The sequence below is a fragment of the Streptomyces sp. V3I7 genome (genome assembly GCF_030817495.1).
Lineage (GTDB): Bacteria > Actinomycetota > Actinomycetes > Streptomycetales > Streptomycetaceae > Streptomyces.
On sequence record NZ_JAUSZK010000001.1, the window covers coordinates 4466531 to 4488808 of the forward strand.

The following is a 22278-nucleotide window of genomic DNA, read 5'->3' on the forward strand; positions in this document are numbered from 1 at the left end:
ACCATGAGCCAGACCCCGGACAGCGCCGTCCGCGCGTACATCGAGCAGCACCGCGCCCCCTTCCTCGACGACCTCGCCGAGTGGCTGCGCATCCCCTCCGTGTCGGCTCAGCCCGACCACGCACCCGATGTACGGCGCAGCGCCGAGTGGCTGGCAGCCAAGCTGAAGGAGACCGGTTTCCCGGTCGTCGAGGTCCTTCAGACCCCGGGCGCCCCTGCCGTCTTCGCCGAGTGGCCCACGGACGACCCCGAGGCGCCCACGGTCCTCGTCTACGGCCACCACGACGTCCAGCCCGCCGCCCGTGAGGACGGCTGGGACAGCGAGCCCTTCGAGCCCGTCGTCCGCGAGAACCGCCTCTACGCGCGCGGGGCCGCCGATGACAAGGGCCAGGTGTTCTTCCACACGCTCGGTGTCCGCGCCCACCTCGCAGCCACCGGCCGCACCGCCCCCGCCGTCTACCTCAAGCTGCTGATCGAGGGCGAGGAGGAGTCCGGCTCCCCGAACTTCCGCGCCCTGGTGGAGAAGCACGCCGAGCTGCTCGCCGCCGACGCCGTGATCGTCTCCGACACCGGCATGTGGTCCGAGGACACCCCGACCGTGTGCACCGGCATGCGCGGCCTCGCCGAGTGCGAGATCCGGCTGTACGGCCCCGACCAGGACATCCACTCCGGCTCCTTCGGCGGCGCCGTGCCCAACCCGGCGACCGCCGCCGCCCGCCTCGTGGCCGCCCTGCACGACGAGCACGCGCGCGTGGCGATCCCCGGCTTCTACGACGGCATCGTCGAGCTCACCGACCGCGAGCGCGAACTCTTCGCCGAGCTGCCCTTCGACGAGCGGCAGTGGCTGCGCACGGCGAAGTCGTATGCCACCCAGGGCGAGGCCGGGCACACCACGCTGGAGCGTATCTGGGCCCGGCCCACCGCCGAGGTCAACGGCATCGGCGGCGGTTACCAGGGCCCCGGCAGCAAGACGATCATCCCGTCCTCGGCCACCGTGAAGCTCTCGTTCCGGATGGTCGCGGGCCAGGAGCCCGAGCACATCGAGAAGGCCGTCCGCGCCTGGGCCTCCGCGCAGGTGCCCGACGGGATCCGGCAGGAGATCACGTTCGGCGCGGCCACGCGTCCGTGCCTCACCCCGCTCGACCACCCGGCCCTGCAGTCCGTGGTCCGCGCCATGGGCCGCGCGTTCGGCACCACGGTCCGCTTCACCCGCGAGGGTGGTTCCGGACCGGCCGCCGACCTCCAGGAGGTCCTCGGCGCCCCCGTCCTGTTCCTGGGCATCTCCGTCCCCTCGGACGGCTGGCACGCCCCGAACGAGAAGGTCGAGCTCGACCTCCTCCTCAAGGGCGTCGAGACGGCCGCCTACCTGTGGGGCGACCTCGCGGAGAACTGGCGACGTGCGTCCTGATCCGGCGCGGCCCGGACCGGCACCGCGGGCGGGGCACACTGGAAGAACCGCCCCGTATGCCCGGACCGGGCCCGACTCGGTCCCCTCCCGCTCTACGAGCCGCTGAACCATCCGCCGACACGAACCGTTCCACTGGGGGAGTTGGAAGCACCCGTGACCACCTGGACCGACCACACCGCCGACCGACCCATCTCGCTCACCGCCCCGAGCGGCATCGACCGAGCCGCCCACCACCGGCTCGACGAGGCCTGGCTCGCGGCGGCGTGGAGCCACCCCACGACCCGCTGCTTCGTGGTCTCCGGCGGACAGGTCCTCATCGACGAGACGCCGGACGGCCGGACCGAACTCGTCATGACCCCCTCCTTCGAGGCCCCTCTCACCGAGGCGCACCGCTACTTCCTCGGCACCGACGAGGACGGCGTCAGCTACTTCGCACTCCAGAAGGACGCGCTGCCCGGCCGCATGGACCAGTCCGCGCGCCCGGCGGGCCTGCGCGAGGCCGGGCTGCTGCTGTCCCCGAGGGACGCGGGCCTGATGGTGCACGCGGTCGGCCTGGAGAACTGGCAGCGCACCCACCGCTTCTGCTCCCGCTGCGGCGAGCGCACCGTGATCGCGGCGGCCGGCCACATCCGCCGCTGTCCCGCCTGCGGCGCCGAGCACTACCCGCGCACCGACCCGGCCGTGATCATGGCAGTCACGGACGAGGACGACCGCATCCTTCTCGGCCGCCAGGTGCACTGGCCGGAGGGCCGCTTCTCGACGCTCGCGGGTTTCGTCGAGCCGGGCGAGTCCATCGAGCAGTCGGTGCGCCGCGAGGTCTACGAGGAGGCCGGCATCGTCGTCGGCCCGGTCGAGTACGTCGCCAGCCAGCCCTGGCCGTTCCCGTCCAGCCTCATGCTGGGCTTCCTGGCCCGTGCGACCTCGACCGAGATCGAGGTCGACGGCGACGAGATCCACGAGGCCCGCTGGTTCTCCCGGGAGGAGCTGTGCGCCGCCTTCGAGTCCGGCGAGGTGCTGCCCCCGTACGGCATCTCCATCGCGGCCCGCCTGATCGAGCTCTGGTACGGCAAGCCGCTGCCGACGCGCAGCTCTTTCTGAGACGGCCGGACGCCGACCGGCGCCGCACACGGCAAAGAGGCCCCCGCCCGGGGTGGGCGGGGGCCTCGTGCGTGGCGGGGGAGCGTCAGGCTCCGAGCGCCTGCTTCACCTGGGCCAGGCTCGGGTTCGTCATCACGACCTCGCCGCCACCGTCGGAGGGGTGCACGAGGACGGTCGGAACCGTCTGGTTTCCGCCATTGGCCTTCTCCACGAACGCGGCCGACGCGGGGTCCTGCTCGATGTTGATCTCGGTGTACGCGATGCCCTCGCGGTCCAGCTGGCTCTTCAGCCGACGGCAGTAGCCGCACCACGTCGTGCTGTACATCGTCACAGTGCCCTGCATGTCTCTCGCGCTCCTTAGAAGGCCGAGGATCGGTGGTTCCAGGGGGAGGAACGTACGCGACCGGGTCACCATTCCCGCCGAGGTCCGCGGGCGCAGGCGCCCCCTACCGCTCGCCGCCGCCCGACGTGACGCCTTCCGCATTAGTACGACTGCAAGGGCCTGCCTGTGGACAACCAGCGCAGCAGTCCCTCGCGACCTGGCAGCATGGCCATGTGACAGCAGCAACGCACTCCTCCCTCTTCCCGCAGGTACCGGACTCGGCCGACGCGGTGCTCGAAGGGCTCGACCCCGAGCAGCGCGAGGTGGCGACCGCCCTGCAGGGTCCGGTGTGCGTGCTGGCCGGCGCCGGTACGGGCAAGACGCGGGCGATCACCCACCGCATCGCCTACGGCGTACGAGCCGGGTTCTTCCCGCCGTCCAGCGTGCTCGCCGTCACCTTCACCAACCGCGCCGCCGGCGAGATGCGCGGCCGGCTGCGCCAGCTCGGCGCCCAGGGAGTCCAGGCCCGCACCTTCCACTCCGCCGCGCTGCGCCAGCTCCAGTACTTCTGGCCGAAAGCGATCGGTGGCTCCCTGCCCCGCCTCCTCGACCGCAAGATCCAGCTCGTCGCGGACGCGGCCGCCGCCTGCCGCCTCCGCCTCGACCGGGGCGAGCTGCGCGACGCCGCTGCCGAGATCGAGTGGTCCAAGGTCACCCAGACCGTCCCGGCCGACTACGCGCTCGCGGCAGCGAAGGCCGGCCGCGAGACGCCCCGCGATCCGGCCGAGATCGCCCAGCTCTACGCCGCCTACGAGAACCTCAAGCGGGACCGCGCGGTGATCGACTTCGAGGACGTCCTGCTGCTGACCGTCGCGGTTCTCCAGGACCGGCACGACATCGCCGAACAGGTCCGCTCCCAGTACCAGCACTTCGTCGTCGACGAGTACCAGGACGTCAGCCCCCTCCAGCAGCGCCTGCTGGAACTGTGGCTCGGCGACCGGGACAGCCTGTGCGTCGTCGGCGACGCCAGCCAGACGATCTACTCGTTCACGGGAGCGACCCCCGACCATCTCCTCGACTTCCGCGGCCGCCATCCCGGCGCCACCGTCGTCAAGCTGGTCCGCGACTACCGCTCCACGCCCCAGGTGGTGCGCCTCGCCAACGGCCTGCTCTCCCAGGCGCACGGCCGCGCCGCCGACCACCGGCTGGAGCTGGTCTCCCAGCGCGCCCCGGGCCCCGAACCCGTCTACACCGAGTACACCGACGAACCCGCCGAGGCCGAGGGTGCCGCCCGCCGCATCCGAGAGCTCATCGACGCCGGTGTCCCGCCGGGCGAGATCGCCATCCTGTTCCGCACCAACTCCCAGTCGGAGACCTACGAGCAGGCGCTCGCCGACGCCGGGGTCCCCTACCAACTGCGCGGTGCCGAGCGGTTCTTCGACCGTCCCGAGATCCGCAAGGCGGGCATCGCCCTGCGCGGCGCGGCCCGCTTCGGTGGCAACGACGCGCTCCTGGACGACGTCGTGGACCTGCCGTCACAGGTGCGCGCGGTCCTGTCGGGGGAGGGGTGGACCACCGAGCCGCCCGCCGGCTCGGGCGCCGTCAGAGAGCGGTGGGAGTCCCTGGCCGCACTCGTCAGCCTCGCCCACGACCTCGCCGCGGCGAGACCCGCGGCCACTCTGAGCGACTTCGTGACCGAGCTCGACGAGCGGGCGGGCGCCCAGCACGCCCCCACCGTCCAGGGCGTCACCCTCGCCTCGCTGCACTCGGCCAAGGGCCTGGAGTGGGACGTCGTCTTCCTCGTCGGCGTCGCCGAGGGCATGATGCCGATCACCTACGCGAAGACCGACGAACAGATCGAGGAGGAACGGCGCCTGCTCTATGTGGGCGTGACCCGCGCGCGTGAGCGGCTGCACCTGTCCTGGTCGCTCTCCCGGTCCCCCGGCGGCCGGGCCAACCGCCGCCCCAGCCGCTTCCTCGACGGACTGCGCCCCGGCTCCCCGACCACCGTCGGCCGCTCCGCCGCCGGTGCGACCGGCGGAATCGAGCGCGGCTACACGAGCGCGGCCGCGACCGCCGTGCCCCGGCGGGCGCAGCGCAGCCCGGCCCGCTGCCGGGTCTGCGGCCGCACGCTCACCGACGCGGGCGAGATGAAGCTGATGCGCTGTGAGGACTGCCCCTCCGACATGGACGAGGGCCTCTACGAGCGGCTGCGGGAGTGGCGGGCGGAGCAGGCACACCGCATCGGCCAGCCGGCGTTCTGCGTCTTCACGGACAAGACGCTGATGGCCATCGCCGAGGCGGCTCCCGACGACGACGGTGAGCTGGCCCGCATCCCGGGCGTCGGAGTACGCAAACTCAACCGTTACGGAACGGAAGTTCTGGCCATCTGCGCAGGCCGGGAAGGTGCGGGAGCGGGCGACGAAGTCTGATGCCAACTCGTCGAAAAAATAGTTTGCGCATGCCCTGGCAATCCCCATAGGTTCTAGACACGGAACAGCGGCCTTCTCGAAGGCCCTGATTCCGTGCTGTACTTCCATATCCGAGCGGGCTGGTTCCCCAGTCCCCCGAAGCGCCGAGAGGAGGCGAGCCCAGTGATCAGCATCAACGCCATCAGCACCGCCAAACTGACCGATTGCTCGGCCGTCTTCCTGTCCATGCTCGGCGCCTCGAACCCGGGCACCGGTCTGTCCGGCATCCGTGCCGTGCGTCCGGCCTCCCCCGATTCCCTTGCGGGTCTTCCCATCCGTGAGCGCAATGAGCGACCGACGAAGGCACTGGAAGCAGTAGCGGCACAGGCGCACGCCTATGCCTTTACGGCGGCCGGTGCCGGATTCCGGAAGCAGACGACGCAGCAGCAGCACCACCTGATGTGGGCCTTCCGTGGGCCAGAACCCTGGAGTGATCCAGCCTGATCGCCGATCAGGCCGGCGCCTTCAGGGCCGCGGAACCCCATCCGGGATCCGCGGCCCTTCTGTTTGCCCCGAACGGGGACGACGGAGCGAAGGGGCCTCGGGACAAGAAAAGAACCCGGTACCACGCCGACAACCGGCCCACCGGCCGGACCGACCAGACGAGGAAGACGACCCGTGCAACTCGAAGCGCACGCCCCGTCCGTACCGCCTTCCGAAACGATCCCCCCGCCCGGCCTCACGGAGGACTCCACCTTGACCCCGCTCACAGCGCTCACCGCGCTCGACGACGCCATCGAGAACCTCGGCGTACCCGTCCCCTGCCGCTCCTACGACCCGGAGGTCTTCTTCGCCGAGTCGCCCGCGGACGTGGAGTACGCCAAGTCCCTCTGCCGTACCTGCCCGCTGATGGAGGCCTGCCTCGCCGGCGCCAAGGAACGGCGTGAGCCCTGGGGCGTCTGGGGTGGCGAGCTGTTCATCCAGGGCGTCGTCGTCGCCCGGAAGCGGCCGCGTGGCCGCCCGCGCAAGAACCCGGTCATGGCATGAACACCATCACCGCAGGAACGATCGACCGTCCCCTCACGCACGACCCCAAGAAGCAGGCCCCGATGAAGCCGTCCACCAGCGAGCCCGCAGGCTCCGCAACCCCGGAATTCACCACCACCGGCGCGACCGACACGCGTCAGAACAGGACCCGAGAGATGCAACTCATCCCAGAAGCCCTGGCTCGTGCGCATATGGCCGACCGGCTGCACGACGCCGAGCGGGAGCGCCGGGCCGTGAGCCTGGCGGCCGCCCGCCGGATGCAGCGCCGGGCCGAGCGCGCCTCGCTGCGCGCCCGCCGGGCGCTCGCCATGGCGGTCATGCAGTAGGTCACGCCGTAGCCGACCACGGCCGATGTGACGGCCTCCCGGCACCGGGAGGCAGCCGCTCCCCGCGGGGGCCGGTCCGAGCGAACGGACCGGCCCCCGCGGTGCGTTGTGACCGGGGAACCACGGGCGCCGGAGCTATCGTCGGCGGGTGACGAGCCTTCCCGGAGACAGTGACCACGACAGCCGCACCACGGAGAGCGACCCCGTCGTCTGCGCGCGCTGCGGTGCTCAGGCACAGGGCCCCCAGCCCACCTGGAGCTGCTCCGTAGAGAACGAAAGACGTCGCTACTTCTGCGACACCTGCGCCCGGGAGAACCTCAGGGCCATCGAAGGGCGGCTGGATTCGACCTGGTGGTGACGCGGGCCGCCGCGCCGCACGTCGGCCCGCGGCCGCCCCGCAGCGGGGTCACGCCTTCGCCAGTGGCTCCTCCACGTCGAGTTCGCTCTCGTCGAGTTCCTCCTCCGGGACGAACCCCGGCAGCCACTCCTCCAGTTCCTCGCGCAGCCGTACCGTCGCGCCCAACTGGCACAGGACGCCGATCGTGCTCAGAGTCACCCGGTGTATCAGGAGGTACGCCGGGGGCAGGTTGAGCTGCTTGCCCAGCTGGTATGCGGGGGAGCGGGGGTCGGCGATGCGGGCGGCCTGGCTGCGCATCCAGGTGCGGGTGAACGTGAACGCGTCCACCTGGGCCGGTTCGATGATCGGCAGGAGGTAGTCCAGGACCGCGTCCGGCTCCAGTTCCATGGACTCCTTGATGAAGCCCTCCGCGCACAGCAGTTCATGGACCGCGTCGGCCTCGCCGTCGAGGGCCAAGTGCAGGGAGCACCCGATCGGCGTCGGCAGACCTCCGGGGAGGCGGTCGACGGTGCCGAAGTCCAGGACGCCCAGCCGCCAGGAGTCCTCGTCGTCCGAGTCATCCGAAGTCCCGCGAAGCAGACGGAAGTTGCCCGGATGTGGGTCGGCGTGCAGGAGGCCGGTGCGGGCCGGGCCGGAGAACAGGAAGCGGGCCAGCAGTTGGCCGGCGCGGTCGCGCTGCTCCTCCGTGCCCTCCGTGATGATCTCCGAGAGCGGGATCCCGTCGATCCACTCCGTGATCAGTACCTGGTCGCTCTGGTGCACCACCGCGGGGACCAGTATGTCGGGGTCGTCCGCGAACTCCTCCGCGTGCACCCGCTGGGCCTGTGCCTCCAGCTCGTAGTCCAGCTCCTCGGAGACGCGGTCCCGCAGTTCGGCGATGAGGGGCTTGATGTCCATGCCGGGGATGAGCGGCCCCAACAGACGTGCGAAGCGGCCGAGTTGGTTGAGGTCGGACAGCAGGGCCTCGCCCGCCCCGGGGTACTGCACCTTGACCGCCACCTCGCGGCCGTCGTGCCACACCGCCCGATGCACCTGTCCGATCGACGCCGCCGCCGCGGGCTTGTCCTCGAACTCCAGGAACCTCTCCCGCCAGTCCGCGCCCAGCCGCTCTTCGAGCACGGAGTGCACGGTGCGGGTCGGCATCGGCGGGGCCGCGTCCTGGAGCTTGGTCAGGGCGGCGCGGTAGGGGCCGGCGATCTCCTCGGGAAGCGCCGACTCGAAAACGGACAGGGCCTGCCCGAACTTCATCGCACCCCCCTTGAGCTCGCCCAGGACCTTGAACAGCTGCTCCGCCGTGCGCTGTTGCAGCTCGCGGCCGACGATCTCCGCGGACTCGCCGACGATCCGCTTGCCCAGGCCCCAGGTCGCGCGCCCGGCGAAGCCGAGCGGCAGTGCGGCGAGCTTGGCGGTACGGGTGACCGCCTTCCGGGGAAGATCAGACATGCGCCCTCCAGGTCCCAGTCGGCCGCGCCGCGTCTGACATGCTTCGTCGCTCCGCCGACGGCCGTTGCTGCGTCATTGTCTCCTGCCGCTCCCCGTTCGTTGAGGAGTGTTCCCCCTTACCTCTCTCCGTGGCTCCGCAGGGGCATGCGGGATGCGGGCGGACCGGCCGCGTGCGCCAGTGCAGTGCGGGCACGGACACCTCCCAGCGCACGCCCGCGCTCGACGGCGGCTCCCCGTCGAGGAAGGCCAGCGCATGCGCCGCGGCCAGCCCCGCGACGGTCGTCGCCAGCGCCACGTCACAGGGGACCGGCGGGCCTGCTCGCCGGGAGCGCCATTGCGCGACCAGGCGGGGCCAGGTCGGGTCCCGGTCCGTGCGGTCCTGGTGCAGACAGCCCGCGCAACTCGTCTCGCCCGGCAGCACGAGCGGCCCGACGACACCCGTTCCCTCCACGACACCCGTGTACAGATGCGGCGTTCCGGATGCCAGGAGCTCTTCCGCCGCGGCCGGATCGGGGGCCTGCACCAAGACGTCGTCCCGCGGGGCGAGGATCACCAGCGAGAAACCGGGCTCCTCGGCATCGCACGGGTGACCGCGGCGCGGCGGGCGGTCCGGTGCCGCCCGGCGGACGGACTGCCGTGCCGCCTCGCCCCTGCGTTCGCCTACGGACTCCGCAGGCAGCCCGCCCGGGGTCACGTCCCACGGCTCCACGCAGCCCCCGTCGCGCGCATCCACCTCGCCGATTCCGGCGGCCGCCAGCAGCGAGGCCAGCACGCTGCCGACCCGGCCCGCGCCCCGCACCTGCACCCGCAGGGAACGCCGGGCAGCGAGGCGGCCGATGGCGCCGCCCGGTTCGGACGTGATCAGGGAGAGCGAGGCCAGATCGGGGCGCAGCCGGTCCAGGACCGCCTTCTTCCCGCGCAGCGCCTCGGCCGCCGGGCCGCCTCCGCGCGCGTCGTCGACCAATCCCGCTCGCGCCAACCTCCGCACCAGCGTGTCGACATGACCGTCGGGCAGCTGCATGCGCCGGCCTTCCTCCCGCAAGAGCGGGATCCCCCGTGTGCCGTTGAGCAGGTCCAGGAAACTGCCCGTCGCCATGTCCATCGGGCCGAGTGTCATCGCGTGCGCCGGAGTCATTCCGAACTGCACGGTGTTGAGGTCACGCCAGCCGCGCCTGAGCGCGGGTTTCACCATCGGATGCATGACAGGCCCCCGTCGATTCGTCCAACTCCGGGAAGATCGTGGTCGGTCGGAGGAACCGGTCCCGTCCCTGCCGACTCGTGCCAGCATGCACGGTGCCGCGAACGGCTGCCGAAAGTTGTCCACAGGCCGCGGGAATCGTCGTACAAATCAGACGCGTGGTGGCGGGACCCGCATCGATCCGTCCCGGAGCCGGGACTTCCACCCTGCCCAGCGGGTAACGTCGGGGCGTGTCCGCCGACCCACCGCACCGTGCCGGAATGCCCTCACGCAGCACGACGAGCCTGCCGCCGAGCGGCTCGGTGGCGAGCGCGATCGAGGTCCGCAGGAGCGCCCGCCGGCGTCGGACGGTCTCCGCCTACCGCGAGGGCGACCGCACCGTCGTCCTGATCCCGGCCCGCATGTCCGAGGCGGAGGAGCAGCGCTGGGTCACCGTCATGCTCGACAAACTGGCCGCCCAGGAGAGCAAGCGGGTGCTGGGCGATGCCGAGCTGGCCGAGCGGGCCGAGCGGCTGTCGGAGCAGTACTTCGGTGGACGGGCCCGGCCCGCGTCCGTGCGCTGGGTCACCAACCAGAACACGCGCTGGGGTTCGTGCACCCCGGCCGAGGGCAGCATCCGCCTCTCCCACCGGCTCCAGGGCATGCCCGAGTACGTCGTCGACTACGTCCTCTGCCACGAGCTCGCCCATCTGCTGGTGCCCGGTCACGGGCCCCGTTTCTGGCGGCTGCTGGACGCGTACCCGCGCACCGAGCGCGCCCGCGGCTATCTCGAGGGCGTGGTCGCCGCCGGCCGGCTGCCCCAGGTGCCGGGGGCGCGCGGCGAATGACGAAGGGGCGCCCGCTGTCGCAGGGCGCCCCTTTCACGTAGAGCGCGGCACTCCGCGCGCGATCAGAGGCGCGCGAGCGTCGCTTCCAGCAGGCGTACGACCGACTCGTCGGCCACGCCCGGAACCTCGTCGTAGGCGAACCAGCGCAGATCGAGCGACTCGTCGCTGATGGCGTGGGCGGTGTCGCGCGGGGCCAGGGCCGCGTACTGGACGTCGAGGTGCCAGTGGCAGGGCGCCGGGATCGGATGCCGGTCCAGGCGCACCGGGCCGCCGGGCAGCAGGGTCAGACCCGCGATGCCGGACTCCTCCGTGGCCTCGCGCAGGGCGGCCGCCTCGACCGAGGCGTCCCCGGGCTCGCAGTGTCCGCCCATCTGGAGCCACATCTGCAGCTTCTTGTGGAGGGTCAGCAGGACCCGGCCGCGCTCGGGGTCGATCACCAGGGCACTGGCGGTGAGGTGACCCGCGTGGCAGGCCTTCCACATGCCGTCCGGGTGGGCCGCCAGGTGATCGAGGTAGTCCTGGCGCAGCTCGGGCTGGTCCTCGTACCTCTTCAGGACGAGGACGGCGTCGTCGTGGAGGCTCACTCGCTGTCGTCGCTGTTCTTGTCGTCGTTCTTCGGCTCGTCCTTGCGCAGGTCGGGCTTCTCGCCGGAGCCGCCGGCCGCCGCCTCGCCGAGCATCTTGTCCCACTCGGAGAAGTCCATCTGCTCGCGGTGCACGAAGCCGTCCGGGTCGTCCAGGTCCGTGGCCGTCGGCAGCATGTCCGGGTGGTGCCACAGGTCGTCGCGGCCGTCGACACCGCGCGCGTCCGTGAGCGAGGCCCACAGGCGGGAGGCGTCGCGCAGACGGCGTGGGCGCAGCTCCAGGCCGATCAGCGTGGCGAACGTCTGCTCCGCCGGACCGCCCGAGGCGCGGCGCCGGCGCAGGGTCTCGCGCAGGGCGTCGGCCGACGACAGACGCGGCTTCGCGGCGGCGTGGACCACCGCGTCGACCCAGCCCTCGACCAGCGCCAGAGCCGTCTCCAGACGGGCCAGGGCGGCCTTCTGCTCCGGCGTGTCCTCCGGCTGGAACATCCCCTGCTGGAGCGCGTCCTGGAGCTGCTCGGGGTTCTGCGGGTCGAACTGGCCAACCACGTCCTCCAGCTTGGCCGTGTCGACCTTGATCCCGCGCGCGTAGCCGTCGACGGCGCCGAACAGATGCGAGCGCAGCCACGGCACGTGCGCGAACAGGCGCTGGTGGGCGGCCTCGCGCAGGGCCAGGTAGAGCCTGACCTCCTCCTTCGGTACACCGAGGTCCTTGCCGAACGCCTCGATGTTCGCCGGCAGCAGCGCGGCCTTGCCGGCCGGGCCGAGCGGCAGGCCGATGTCGGTCGAGCCGACGACCTCGCCCGCGAGCACGCCGACGGCCTGCCCGATCTGCGTACCGAACATCGCGCCGCCCATGGAACGCATCATGCCGATCAGCGGGCCCGCCATGGCCTGCATCTCCTCCGGCAGGACGTCGCCCATGGCCGTGCCGACGCGCTCGGCGACCGGGTCGACGAGCTCCTTCCACGCCGGCAGGGTGGCCTCGACCCACTCCGCGCGGGACCACGCCACGGCGGAGCCCGAGCCGGACGGCAGCGACGTGGCGTCGTCCAGCCACAGGTCGGCCAGGCGCACGGCCTCCTCGACCGCGCTGCGTTCGGCGGCGCCGACGCTCGCGTCCTTGACGCCGTCCGCGGTGCCCTGGGAGACCGTCTGCCGCGCGATCTGCTTGGCCATGTCCCAGTTCACCGGGCCGCCCTCGAAGGAGAGCATCTGACCCAGCTGCTGGAAGGCGGCTCCAAGATCGCTGGGGTTCAGCGAGCCGAACATGGCAGCGAGCGGATTGTCGGCGCCGGGGCCGCCAGGGCCGCCGAATCCGGGCAACCCGATCCCGAACGGGTTGGCCGGGTCCTGACCACCGCCGCTCTGCTGGTCCTTCTTCTTGCCCTCGTCGCCGTTCTCCGGCTCCTCCGGCGGAAGGCCGAATCCGAATGGGGTGTCACTCACGGGGTTCCTCGGCTGGTTAGGCCGCCGGTCTTCTCCGGCGGCGCGGCTGCCCGACAACACCACCCAGCGTAGACACCTGGAACCGATCGGGCCTCGGTGCTTCGCCGGCTCTGGGCCTGCGGCAGGATGGATGCCACCTGGTACAGGCGCGTCACGCGCACCCGTACTGAAGACAACCTCTGGAGACGCCCGGTGAGTTCCCCAGATCCGCAGGTTCGCGCAGCGCGAAACCCGTCAACGCGAAATACGTCGGTCCCACCCCCGGTGCGCGGACCCGTCGTCGCGGTCACCGGGGCCGCCACCGGGATCGGCGCGCTGCTGACCGAGCGGCTCGCCGCGTCCGAGGAGATCAAGCAGGTCATCGCCATCGACGAGCGGCGCGGGGAGTGCGCCGAGGCGCAGTGGCACATCCTCGACGTGCGGGACCCGGCGATCGCGGACAAGCTGCGCGGCGCGGACGCCGTCGTGCACCTGGCGCTCGACCTGGACCTGGAGACCGACGCGGCGGCCCGCACCGCGTACAACGTGCGGGGGACGCAGACCGTGCTCACCGCCGCCGCGGCCGCCGGCGTGCACCGGGTCGTGCTGTGCACCTCCTCGATGGTCTACGGGGCGCTGCCGGACAACGAGCTGCCTCTGTCGGAGGACGCCGAGCTGCGCGCCACGGCCGAGGCCACGGGCGTCGGGGACCTGCTGGAGATCGAGCGGCTGGCGCGCCGCGCGCCCCGGGCGCACCCCGGTCTGAACGTCACCGTGGTCCGCCCCGCCGTGCTCGTCGGAGGCACCGACACCGCGCTGACCAGGTACTTCGAGTCGCCTCGGCTGCTCGTCGTGGCCGGATCGCGGCCCGCGTGGCAGTTCTGTCACGTCGAGGACCTGTGTGGTGCGCTGGAGTACGCCGTGCTGGAGAAGGTCGAGGGGGAGCTGGTCGTCGGCTGTGACGGATGGCTCGAACAGGAGGAGGTCGAGGAGCTCAGCGGCATCCGCCGGATGGAGCTTCCGTCGGCAGTCGCCCTGGGGGCGGCGGCCCGTCTGCACCGCATCGGGCTCACCCCGTCGCCCGCCGGGGACCTCGCGTACACGATGTACCCCTGGGTCGTCAGCGGGAGCCGGCTGCACGACGCCGGATGGCGGCCGCGGTGGACCAACGAGGCGGTGCTCGCGGAGCTCCTCGAGGAGGTCTCCGGGCGGCACACGGTGGCCGGCCGGCGGCTAGGCCGCAAGGACGCCACGGCTGCGGGGGCCGCGGGCGCGACGGTCGCGCTGCTCGGCGCGGCGGCGGTGGTCCGCCGGGCCAGGAAGGCGCGGCGGCGGATCTGAGCCGGGTACGAGGGATCCCGCGCGCGGGGGTCACGTGACGGCCCGCGCGCGTGCGCGCACATTGGGGCCCGCGCAGTACTCCGAACGGTGAAGCGCGCGCGTGCCCGGTGACGCGAGGTTTCCGCGTTGTCCGAGGGGTGCGGCACGATGGACGTATGGCACACACGAACGATCACCCCGGTGAGCAGGCGGCGCAGGATCCCATCAAGCTGATCGGCGTCCGCGAGACCCCGCTCTCCGTGGACGAGGTGTACCGGGCGGTCGGGGACGAGGCGGCCGGGGGTATCGCGCTCTTCGTGGGGACCGTGCGCAACCACGACGGGGGCGCCGACGTCGACGAACTCGGGTACTCGTGCCACCCCAGCTCCGAGGCGGAGATGCGGCGGGTCGCCGAGAAGGTCGTCGCCGAGTACCCGGTGCGGGCCCTCGCCGCGGTCCACCGGGTGGGGGACCTCAAGGTCGGGGATCTCGCCGTCGTCGTCGCGGTCGCCTGCCCGCACCGGGGCGAGGCCTTCGACGCCTGCCGGAAGCTGATCGACGACATCAAGCACGAGGTGCCGATCTGGAAGCACCAGCGGTTCTCCGACGGGACCGAGGAGTGGGTCGGCGCCTGCTGAGCCCCCGTCCGGAGCACCCGCGCACCTCGCCAAACGGCCTACCGGATCCTTCCGGTTACAGCGCCGGGTGCTCCGGTTGCGTAACCGTACCCCTGCCGTGAGCGTTGTTCCTGCGGATGGTTAATCTGCTGATCAGTCAGTCGCAGACGCTCGTTTTGGGGTTGGGAGGCCGGCATGGCGGCGCTCGCCTGGTTGTTGATTCCGTTTGTGGCTGCGATAGCCGCGGGCCTGTGGGGAAGCTGGGCCAACCGGACCCGCAGGACGCGCAGCGACGGCCCGGAACTCGACGGGTACGCCCGGTTCCGCGCGGCCATGGAGAAGTCCCACACCGGCTCCTGAGGCGACTGTGACGAGGGTGCCCTGACGGTGTGCTGACAGGCGCGTCCCGTACTGTCGAGACATGCCACGCCGCACTGCGACGATGCTCGCCTCCACCCTGATGCTGATCGCGCTCCTGTGTGCGGGAGTGCTCACCCCCGTCCCCTACGCGGCGATGTCGCCGGGGCCGACGGTGAACACGCTCGGGGACCACGCGGGCGAGCCGGTACTGCAGATCTCCGGACACCGGACGTACGCGACCTCCGGACACCTGAACATGACCACGGTGCGGGTCACCAGTGCCGACTACCGCATGAACCTGGTCGAGGCCGTCTACGGCTGGCTGGCGCACGACGACAAGATCGTGCCGCACGACACGCTCTACCCGGACGGCAAGACCGAGGAGCAGTCCACCCAGGAGAACGCCGAGGAGTTCAGTCAGTCCCAGGAGAGCGCCAAGGTCGCCGCCCTGAAGAAGCTGGACGTCCCGGTGAAGTCCTGGGTGATCGTCTCCACCGTCATCAAGGGCTCCCCGGCCGAGGGCCGGCTGCACGCCGGTGACGTGATCAAGTCCGTCGACGGCACGACGGTCAGGCAGCCCTCCGACGTCGCCAAGCTGGTGACCAAGCACAAGCCCGGCCAGGACGTCGTCTTCACCGTCGTCCCCGCCAAGGAACAGGCCGCCGCGGAGAAGCAGCACACCACCGCGACGAAGACCGAGAACGTCACCATCCGGACCACGACGTCCAAGGACACCGGCGCCCGGCGCGCCATCGTCGGCATCTCCGCCGGGACCGACCACACCTTCCCGTTCAGCATCGACATCAAGCTCGCCGACGTCGGCGGGCCGAGCGCGGGCCTGATGTTCGCCCTCGGCATCTACGACAAGCTCACCCCGGGCAGCCTCACCGGCGGCACGTTCGTCGCCGGCACCGGCACGATCGACGACGACGGCACCGTGGGCCCGATCGGCGGCATCGAGATGAAGACCGTCGGCGCGCGCGAGAAGGGCGCCCAGTACTTCCTGACCCCCGCCGACAACTGCGCGGCCGCGGCCAAGGACACCCCGAGCGGGCTCACACTGGTCAAGGTCAAGACGATCGGCGACGCGCTCGGCGCCCTCAAGGACATCCGCGACGGCCACACCGCCGACCTGCCGAAGTGCACCGTCAAGGGCTGACGTATCAGGCCTGGCGGGCCTAGCGGGCCTCGCTGTTACGCGGCTGGGGGCGCCCCTCGTCATGAGGGGCGCCCCCAGCGTCGTACCAGGGCCGGGCGGGCGCCGTGACCGCGAGGCGGCCGACGGGCGCCCGCGGCTCAGTCCTCGAAGGTCGCCATCAGCGCCTCGGCGAGGCCGGGCACCAGGTCGGGGCCGGTGAGGACCTCCGTCGGGGAGTCCTTCTCGCGCAGCCGCAGGGCGGACTCGCGGGCGCCGTCGCGCAGGACGCCGACCGTCATACGGACCTCCTGGCGCTCGGGGTGGGAGGCCACCCACTTCGTCAGCTTCGCCTCGTCCAGGCCCTGTGGGACCTGGGCCTCGGCGGACGGCGGCAGCATCAGGCGCTCCACGGTGAGGGCGCAGCCCACCACCGGGTCGGGCCAGGCGATGGTGCCGAGGAACTCGTCCAGCGGCTTGTCCGCCGGGATCTCGTCCTGCTCGATCGGGGTGAGTCCGGCGGACTCCGTCTCGTCGGCCAGACCGAGCTGGTCCGCGAGGGCGGGCTCCTGCGAGCGCAGGCGTGCGGTGTCTACGAGGGCGAAGAGGCGAGCGGGGCGGCCCCAGCCGAGGCCGGAGGCGTACTCGTCGATCTCGAGTACGGCCCGCGTGAGCGGGTTCGCTGCCATGGGTGTGTTGGACATGGTCACAATCCTGCCTCGTTCCTCACCGGAATCGGGAACCGAGTGAACGCTGAGTAAGTTGCATAGGTGTGGGCCCGCGACCGGGGGGCGCACCGGACGGCCCGCGGACAGCGGGACCTGACGCAACGACAGCGAACCAACACCGAACTTCGAGGTGCGCACCTTGGCTTTCCAGATGCCGGACCGCGGCGGGGGCCCCACGGGTCCGCGGATCAGAGTGGGCCGCCCGTCCCGGCGCGCCCGGACCCTGCTCATGACCCTGGGCGTGCTGGCCGCGCTCGGCATGGCGTTCACGATGTTCGCGGGCTTCTGGACGGACTGGCTGTGGTACCGCTCGGTGCACTACTCGTCCGTGTTCACCACCACCCTGTGGACCAAGATCGGGCTGTTCTTCGTCTTCGGTCTGCTGATGGCGGTCGCGGTCGGCTTCAACATCTGGCTCGCGCACCGGATGCGGCCGCCGCTGAGCGCCATGTCCACCGAGCAGCAGAGCCTCGACCGCTACCGGATGAGTGTCGCGCCGTACAAGACGTGGCTGCTGCTCGGCATCACCGCCCTGGTGGGCCTGATCGCAGGCGCCTCCGCGGCGAGCCAGTGGCGGACCTGGCTGATGTGGGTCAACAGCGTGCCCTTCCACCAGAAGGACCCGCAGTTCCACCTGGACGTCTCCTTCTACGCCTTCGACCTGCCCTGGTACCGCTTCCTGCTGGGCTTCGGCTTCGCCACCGTGATCCTGTGCGTGATCGCCGCCGCGCTGACGCACTATCTGTACGGCGGACTGCGCGTCACCAGCCCGGGAGCGCGCGCCACGGCCGTGGCGACCGGCCATCTGTCGGTGCTCATCGGCGTCTTCGTGGCCCTGAAGGCGGTCGCCTACTGGCTCGACCGGTACGGACTGGCCGTCAAGTCCAGTGACTTCAAGGCGACGGGCAACTGGACGGGCCTGAGGTACGTCGACGCCAACGCCTATCTGCCCGCCAAGACCATCCTGTTCTGCATCGCCGTCATCTGCGCGCTGCTGTTCTTCGCCACCCTGTGGCGGCGGACGTGGCAGTTGCCGGTCATCGGCTTCGGACTGATGGTCCTCTCGGCGATCCTCATCGGCGGCCTGTACCCGGCCATCGTCCAGAAGTTCCAGGTCCAGCCCAACGAGCAGACCAAGGAAGCCCCGTACGTCCAGAAGAACCTGGAGGCGACCCGCAAGGCGTACGGCATCGACGACACCGAGGTCACCGAGTACAACGGGACCAGCACCACCGAGGACAAGACCAAGCTGCGCGACGACGTCGGCAGCACGGCGAGCATCCGGATCATGGATCCGAACATCGTCTCGCCGACGTTCCAGCAGCTCCAGCAGATGCGGAACTACTACGCCTTCCCGACCAACCTCGACGTCGACCGCTACAGCACCAAGAGCGGCAAGGACCAGGACACGGTCATCGGGCTGCGCGAGCTGAACCTGGCCGGCATCCCGAAGAACAACTGGATCAACGACCACTTCCGCTACACCCATGGATTCGGCGCGGTCGCGGCCAAGGGCACCGAGGCCGACTCCGCGGGGCGCCCCGTCTTCACCGAGTACAACCTGCCGTCCAAGGGCGACCTGGGCTCGTACCAGCAGCGGATCTATTACGGCGAGAAGACCAACACCTACTCCATCGTCGGCGGTCCCCAGAAGGAGATCGACTACTCCGACGACGACGAGAAGACCAGGACCACCAGCTACCGGGGCAACAGCGGCGTCAACCTCGCCAGCCCGGTCAACCGGGCCGCGTACGCGATGGCGTTCAACGAGCCGCAGATCCTCTACTCCGGTGCGATCGGCAAGGGTTCGCGGATCCTGTACAACCGCACGCCCAAGGAGCGCGTCGAGGCGGTCGCGCCCTGGCTGACCATCGACGGCGACGCCTATCCGGCGGTCGTGGGGCACCGCATCCAGTGGATCGTCGACGCCTACACGACCACGAACGGATACCCGTACGCCTCCCGGACGACCCTCGGTGACACGACGGCCGACTCGCTGACCGCGACGAACAACTCGCGCGCGGTGGTGGCACAGCAGAACCAGGTCAACTACATCCGCAACTCGGTGAAGGCGACCGTCGACGCGTACACCGGCGAGGTCAAGCTCTACCAGTGGGACACCAAGGACCCCGTCCTGAAGACCTGGATGAAGACCTTCCCCGGCACGGTGAAGGCCAAGGCGGACATCTCCAGCGGCCTGATGCAGCATCTGCGGTACCCGCAGGACCTGTTCAAGGTCCAGCGCGAGCTGCTCACGCGCTACCACGTGACGGACGCGCAGACCTTCCTCACGGGCAGCGAGGTGTGGCAGGTGCCGGCCGACCCGACGCCCAACAAGTCGAACAGCGCGGTGCCTCCGTACTACCTGAGCATGAAGATGCCCGGGCAGAAGTCGCAGGCGTTCTCGCTGTCGACGACGTTCACGCCCAACGGCCGCTACAACCTGAGCGCGTTCATGTCGGTCGACGCCGAGGCGGGCACCGGTGACTACGGCAAGATCAGAATCCTGAAGCTGCCGACGAGCACCAACGTCGACGGACCCCGGCAGATCCAGAGCCAGTTCAACTCCGAGCAGTACATCGCCGAGGCCATCAGGCTGCTCAAGGGCGGCGACTCCGAGGTCGAGTACGGCAATCTGCTGACCGTTCCGCTCGACGGCGGGCTGCTGTACGTGGAGCCGGTCTATGTGCGCGGCGGCGGGCTCAAGTACCCGCTGCTGCGCAAGGTCCTGGTGACGTACGAGGGCAGGACCGCCTTCGAGGACACGCTCGACGAGGCGCTCGACAAGGTCTTCGGGGCCAAGGGGGCGACCACCCCGCCGCCGGACACCGGCACCGGGAACCCGCCGCCGGGCAGCCCGACGGTCCGGCAGGCGCTGGACGACGCGCAGAAGGCGTTCGACGCGGGGCAGGAGGCCCTGCGGAAGAACGACTTCGCGGCGTACGGCAAGGCGCAGAAGGATCTGGAGGACGCGCTGAAGCTGGCCGCGGAGGCGCAGTCCAAGGCCGATAAGGCCGCCGGCGGCAGCTCCGGCAAGGCAGGCGGGGGCGATTCCGGCAAGGGTGGTGACGGGGGCGCTTCGAGCGGCTGACCAGCACCCCTCCGTTCCGTGGTACGGTTGTCAAACAACGGCGCGGGGTGGAGCAGCTCGGTAGCTCGCTGGGCTCATAACCCAGAGGTCGCAGGTTCAAATCCTGTCCCCGCTACTGATAATCGAAGGCCCGGATCCTCCAGGGATCCGGGCCTTCGTGTGTGTGTACACCGGCGGCGAACTCATGTGCCGATGAGCTCGAACGCCGTGCCGCCGCCGGGAGTTGGGACTTTTGTGTTTGACTTGTCTCTCTGTGGGCATGTCGACAAAACGCTGAAGTGACCTCACGGGCTGCGCTATACCGGGTGTACGCAGGTTGCAGGTGGTGCGACGATGGACGTTATGGGGGACAAGGCAACTCTGTTGGAGACAGGGCGTTTTGTGCACGCCGCTGAACTCGTACAGCCTCCTGGCCCGGACGAGTCCGGCGAGGCTGCCGAGGCGGCGATCGAAGAGGTACGTCAGCGACTCGCGGCGGAGGCCGGCGACGTCGAGGCGATGAGTGTCCTCGGGGCCATGCTGCTGCGGCGGGGCGATCTCGACGGCGCCGAGCCTCATCTGCGGGCGGCCACCGCGGCCGGAGACCGTGCCGCGGCCAACAATCTCGGTGTTCTGCTACACCAGCGCGGGTACGGCGACGAGGCAGCCGGATGGTGGCGGATCGCCGCTGTCGCCGGCTCCGTCGCCGCCGCGCACGCGCTGGGCCGCCACCACCGGGAGCGCGGGGACGAGCCCGCCGCCGAGTACTGGCTGCGCCAGGCCGCCGAGCAGGGACATGTGCTCGGCGCGTACGCGCTCGCCGACCTGCTCGAACACCGCGGGGACTCCGGCGCCGAGCGCTGGATGCGGGTCGCCGCGGAGCGGGGGCACCGGGAGGCGGCGTACCGGCTGGCGCGCACGCTCGACCGCGGTGCCGGGGCCGACCGGGACGCCTGGGCCGAGGGCACGGCCGACGAGGCCGCCGTGGAGGAGGCCGAGCAGTGGTACCGGCAGGCCGCCGCGCGCGGACACCGGCGGGCCGCGCTGCACCTCGGGGTGATCCTGGAGAAGCGGGGCGAGCTGAAGGAGGCCGGGCGCTGGTACCTGACCTCCGCCAAGGACGGGGAGGCTCGGGCCGCCTGCGCGCTCGGCTTCCTGCTGCGCGACGCCGGGGACACCGAGAGCGCGGCCGTGTGGTGGCTGCGGGCCGCGCAGGACGGCGACGGCAACGCGGCGAACGCGCTGGGCGCGCTGCACGCCGAGCGCGGGGAGACGCAGACCGCCGAGCGGTGGTACCGGGCGGCGATGGACGCCGGGGACGACAACGGGGCGTACAACCTCGCGCTGCTCTGCGCCGAGCAGGGGCGTACCGCGCAGGCCGAGCAGTGGTACCGGCGCGCGGCCTACGCCGGGCACCGGGAGGCGGCGAACGCGCTCGCGATCCTGCTGCTCCAGGCCGGCGACGCGGCGGGGGCGGAGCCGTGGTTCTCCAAGGCGGCCGAGGCGGGGAGCGTGGACGCCGCGTTCAACCTCGGGATCCTCTACGCCGGGCGGGGCCGGCACACGCTCGCGCTGCGCTGCTACGAGCGGGCTGCGGCGTCCGGGCACACCGAGGCGGCGCTCCAGGTCGGGATCGCGCGGTTGCGTGAGGGGGAGCACCAGGAGGCGGAGCGGTATCTGCGGTGCGCGGCGGGCGCGGGGAGCGCCGAGGCGGCGTACCGGCTGGCCGCGCTGCTGGACGCGCGGCGGCCCTCGGAGTCCGAGCACGAGCTAGGGGAGTCGCTGCACGAGAAGACCGAGTGCGAGGAGTGGTACGAGGCGGGCCGCCTCGCAGGGGCACCGGCGGGCACAGGTGCGGGTCGGCATGCTCGCGGCGGCGCGGGGTGACGTGATCGGGGCCGCGCGGTGGTACCGGGAGGCGGCCGAGGCCGGATCGCGGAACGGGGCGTTCAATCTTGGGCTGCTGCTGGCCCGGGAGGGGAGCGAGCCGGAGGCCGCGGTGTGGTGGACGCGGGCGGCTGACGCCGGGCACGGGCGGGCGGCGTTGCGGCTGGCCCTGGTCTACGCGCGTCGCGGCGAGCTGGCCGAGGGACAGCAGTGGGCGGACCGGGCGGTGTCGCTGGGGCCGGCGGAGGTCGCGGAGCGGGCGGGGCGGTTGCGGGACGCGTTGCTGGAGGAACTCTCAGCGTGAGCGCTGCGCTGGGCTTGGGTGGGGGTTTGCCCACCCACCCGCCCGACTCGGTTGGATAAAGGGTCACCCACCCGGGGCTCCGCCCCGGACCCCGCCGGGGGCTCTGCCCCCTGGGCCCTCTGGGCCCTCTGGGCTCCCTGGCCCCTGGGCTCCCTGGGCTCCCTGGGCCCCCTGGCCCCCTGGCCCCTGGGCCCCCTGGCCCCCTGGGCCCCTGGCCCCCCCGGGCTCCCGGCGCCCCCCGGGGCGGTTTCGACGCCGGGCCGCCCGGGCGGGCTGCCGTGTTGCGGGCTCTGTCGGGGGCCCCTGGCCCCCGGATTCGGCGTCCAGTGTCGGGTGGGGGCGGCCACTCTTCTGGGTGGCTGCGTTGCCACTTCGGCGTGCTCCCGTCCCGTTCCCCCCTGCATCCGCC

The 22278-nt window shown here is 71.5% G+C and carries 19 protein-coding genes, 1 tRNA gene and 1 pseudogene; 15 read left to right on the forward strand and 6 right to left on the reverse strand.

The window, feature by feature from the left end:
* Positions 1–3 precede the first annotated feature (3 nt).
* Entirely contained in the window at positions 4–1407 is a 1404-nt protein-coding gene (locus QFZ74_RS20975; protein WP_307622338.1) for a dipeptidase, read from the forward strand.
* Positions 1408–1560: 153 nt separating this feature from the next.
* Positions 1561–2505, forward strand: coding sequence for an NAD(+) diphosphatase (nudC, locus tag QFZ74_RS20980; RefSeq protein WP_307622339.1), 945 nt, complete (start codon positions 1561–1563; stop codon positions 2503–2505).
* 85 nt (positions 2506–2590) lie between these two features.
* Here nudC and QFZ74_RS20985 read toward each other — a convergent pair whose 3' ends face one another.
* A complete protein-coding gene (locus QFZ74_RS20985) occupies positions 2591–2848 on the reverse strand; it encodes a mycoredoxin (RefSeq protein ID WP_307622340.1) in 258 nt (85 codons plus the stop codon).
* 212 nt (positions 2849–3060) lie between these two features.
* Here QFZ74_RS20985 and QFZ74_RS20990 point away from each other — a divergent pair, with 212 nt between their 5' ends.
* The 5 genes from QFZ74_RS20990 (at position 3061) to QFZ74_RS21010 (ending at position 6969) form a co-directional block, all read left to right on the forward strand.
* Positions 3061–5259, forward strand: a complete 2199-nt coding sequence (locus QFZ74_RS20990) for an ATP-dependent DNA helicase UvrD2 (RefSeq protein ID WP_307622341.1) — start codon at positions 3061–3063, stop codon at positions 5257–5259.
* Between the two features lie 162 nt (positions 5260–5421).
* Entirely contained in the window at positions 5422–5742 is a 321-nt protein-coding gene (locus QFZ74_RS20995) for a hypothetical protein (RefSeq protein WP_307622342.1), read from the forward strand.
* A 174-nt stretch (positions 5743–5916) separates the two neighbouring features.
* Positions 5917–6285, forward strand: a complete 369-nt coding sequence (locus QFZ74_RS21000) for a WhiB family transcriptional regulator (RefSeq protein ID WP_307622343.1) — start codon at positions 5917–5919, stop codon at positions 6283–6285.
* On the forward strand, positions 6282–6611 hold the full coding sequence (locus tag QFZ74_RS21005) for a hypothetical protein (RefSeq protein ID WP_307622344.1): 330 nt from the start codon (positions 6282–6284) through the stop codon (positions 6609–6611). The genes QFZ74_RS21000 and QFZ74_RS21005 overlap by 4 nt, the downstream gene beginning before the upstream one ends.
* Before the next feature lie 148 nt (positions 6612–6759).
* Complete coding sequence (locus QFZ74_RS21010) at positions 6760–6969, forward strand: hypothetical protein (protein WP_307622345.1); 210 nt, start codon at positions 6760–6762, stop codon at positions 6967–6969.
* A 48-nt stretch (positions 6970–7017) separates the two neighbouring features.
* Here QFZ74_RS21010 and QFZ74_RS21015 read toward each other — a convergent pair whose 3' ends face one another.
* Both QFZ74_RS21015 and QFZ74_RS21020 read right to left on the reverse strand, forming a co-directional pair.
* Positions 7018–8412 (reverse strand): AarF/ABC1/UbiB kinase family protein, encoded by a 1395-nt coding sequence (locus QFZ74_RS21015; RefSeq protein ID WP_307622346.1) that lies wholly within the window; start codon positions 8410–8412, stop codon positions 7018–7020.
* On the reverse strand, positions 8405–9613 hold the full coding sequence (locus tag QFZ74_RS21020; RefSeq protein WP_307622347.1) for a TOMM precursor leader peptide-binding protein: 1209 nt from the start codon (positions 9611–9613) through the stop codon (positions 8405–8407). The genes QFZ74_RS21015 and QFZ74_RS21020 overlap by 8 nt, the downstream gene beginning before the upstream one ends.
* 227 nt (positions 9614–9840) lie before the next feature.
* Between QFZ74_RS21020 and QFZ74_RS21025 the strand changes: the two genes are divergently transcribed.
* A complete protein-coding gene (locus QFZ74_RS21025; protein WP_307622348.1) occupies positions 9841–10437 on the forward strand; it encodes a M48 family metallopeptidase in 597 nt (198 codons plus the stop codon).
* A 62-nt stretch (positions 10438–10499) separates the two neighbouring features.
* Here the strand turns inward: QFZ74_RS21025 and QFZ74_RS21030 are convergent, their stop codons facing one another.
* Entirely contained in the window at positions 10500–11021 is a 522-nt protein-coding gene (locus tag QFZ74_RS21030) for an NUDIX hydrolase (protein ID WP_307622349.1), read from the reverse strand.
* Positions 11018–12469: a zinc-dependent metalloprotease gene (locus QFZ74_RS21035; protein WP_307622350.1), complete on the reverse strand. Its 1452-nt coding sequence runs from the start codon at positions 12467–12469 to the stop codon at positions 11018–11020. The genes QFZ74_RS21030 and QFZ74_RS21035 overlap by 4 nt, the downstream gene beginning before the upstream one ends.
* A gap of 192 nt (positions 12470–12661) precedes the next feature.
* On the opposite strand from QFZ74_RS21035, the gene QFZ74_RS21040 reads away from it, so the two are divergent.
* The 4 genes from QFZ74_RS21040 (at position 12662) to QFZ74_RS21055 (ending at position 15904) form a co-directional block, all read left to right on the forward strand.
* Positions 12662–13789 (forward strand): SDR family oxidoreductase, encoded by a 1128-nt coding sequence (locus QFZ74_RS21040; RefSeq protein WP_307622351.1) that lies wholly within the window; start codon positions 12662–12664, stop codon positions 13787–13789.
* 155 nt (positions 13790–13944) lie between these two features.
* Positions 13945–14406, forward strand: coding sequence for a molybdenum cofactor biosynthesis protein MoaE (locus tag QFZ74_RS21045; protein ID WP_307622352.1), 462 nt, complete (start codon positions 13945–13947; stop codon positions 14404–14406).
* A 207-nt stretch (positions 14407–14613) separates the two neighbouring features.
* On the forward strand, positions 14614–14745 hold the full coding sequence (locus QFZ74_RS21050; protein ID WP_307624333.1) for a hypothetical protein: 132 nt from the start codon (positions 14614–14616) through the stop codon (positions 14743–14745).
* Positions 14746–14806: 61 nt separating this feature from the next.
* On the forward strand, positions 14807–15904 hold the full coding sequence (locus QFZ74_RS21055) for a PDZ domain-containing protein (RefSeq protein WP_307622353.1): 1098 nt from the start codon (positions 14807–14809) through the stop codon (positions 15902–15904).
* A gap of 137 nt (positions 15905–16041) precedes the next feature.
* Here the strand turns inward: QFZ74_RS21055 and QFZ74_RS21060 are convergent, their stop codons facing one another.
* Positions 16042–16584, reverse strand: a complete 543-nt coding sequence (locus tag QFZ74_RS21060; protein WP_307622354.1) for a PPA1309 family protein — start codon at positions 16582–16584, stop codon at positions 16042–16044.
* A gap of 175 nt (positions 16585–16759) precedes the next feature.
* On the opposite strand from QFZ74_RS21060, the gene QFZ74_RS21065 reads away from it, so the two are divergent.
* The 3 genes and pseudogenes from QFZ74_RS21065 to QFZ74_RS21075 all read left to right on the forward strand — a co-directional run bounded on the left by QFZ74_RS21065 (position 16760) and on the right by QFZ74_RS21075 (position 21869).
* A complete protein-coding gene (locus QFZ74_RS21065; RefSeq protein WP_307624228.1) occupies positions 16760–19699 on the forward strand; it encodes a UPF0182 family protein in 2940 nt (979 codons plus the stop codon).
* Between the two features lie 41 nt (positions 19700–19740).
* Positions 19741–19814, forward strand: a tRNA-Met gene (locus QFZ74_RS21070).
* Between the two features lie 218 nt (positions 19815–20032).
* Positions 20033–21869: pseudogene (locus QFZ74_RS21075) on the forward strand (tetratricopeptide repeat protein).
* The last annotated feature ends 409 nt before the right edge of the window (positions 21870–22278 follow it).

Excerpts from the sequence above, each read along its gene's own strand:
- QFZ74_RS20975 (WP_307622338.1), top strand. The coding sequence starts at position 4 with ATGAGCCAGACCCCGGACAGCGCCGTCCGCGCGTACATCGAGCAGCAC.
- QFZ74_RS21065 (WP_307624228.1), top strand. The coding sequence starts at position 16,760 with ATGCCGGACCGCGGCGGGGGCCCCACGGGTCCGCGGATCAGAGTGGGC.
- QFZ74_RS21015 (WP_307622346.1), bottom strand. The coding sequence starts at position 8,412 with ATGTCTGATCTTCCCCGGAAGGCGGTCACCCGTACCGCCAAGCTCGCC.
- QFZ74_RS21020 (WP_307622347.1), bottom strand. The coding sequence starts at position 9,613 with ATGCATCCGATGGTGAAACCCGCGCTCAGGCGCGGCTGGCGTGACCTC.
- QFZ74_RS21060 (WP_307622354.1), bottom strand. The coding sequence starts at position 16,584 with ATGTCCAACACACCCATGGCAGCGAACCCGCTCACGCGGGCCGTACTC.
- QFZ74_RS21055 (WP_307622353.1), top strand. The coding sequence starts at position 14,807 with ATGCCACGCCGCACTGCGACGATGCTCGCCTCCACCCTGATGCTGATC.
- QFZ74_RS21045 (WP_307622352.1), top strand. The coding sequence starts at position 13,945 with ATGGCACACACGAACGATCACCCCGGTGAGCAGGCGGCGCAGGATCCC.
- QFZ74_RS21005 (WP_307622344.1), top strand. The coding sequence starts at position 6,282 with ATGAACACCATCACCGCAGGAACGATCGACCGTCCCCTCACGCACGAC.
- QFZ74_RS20985 (WP_307622340.1), bottom strand. The coding sequence starts at position 2,848 with ATGCAGGGCACTGTGACGATGTACAGCACGACGTGGTGCGGCTACTGC.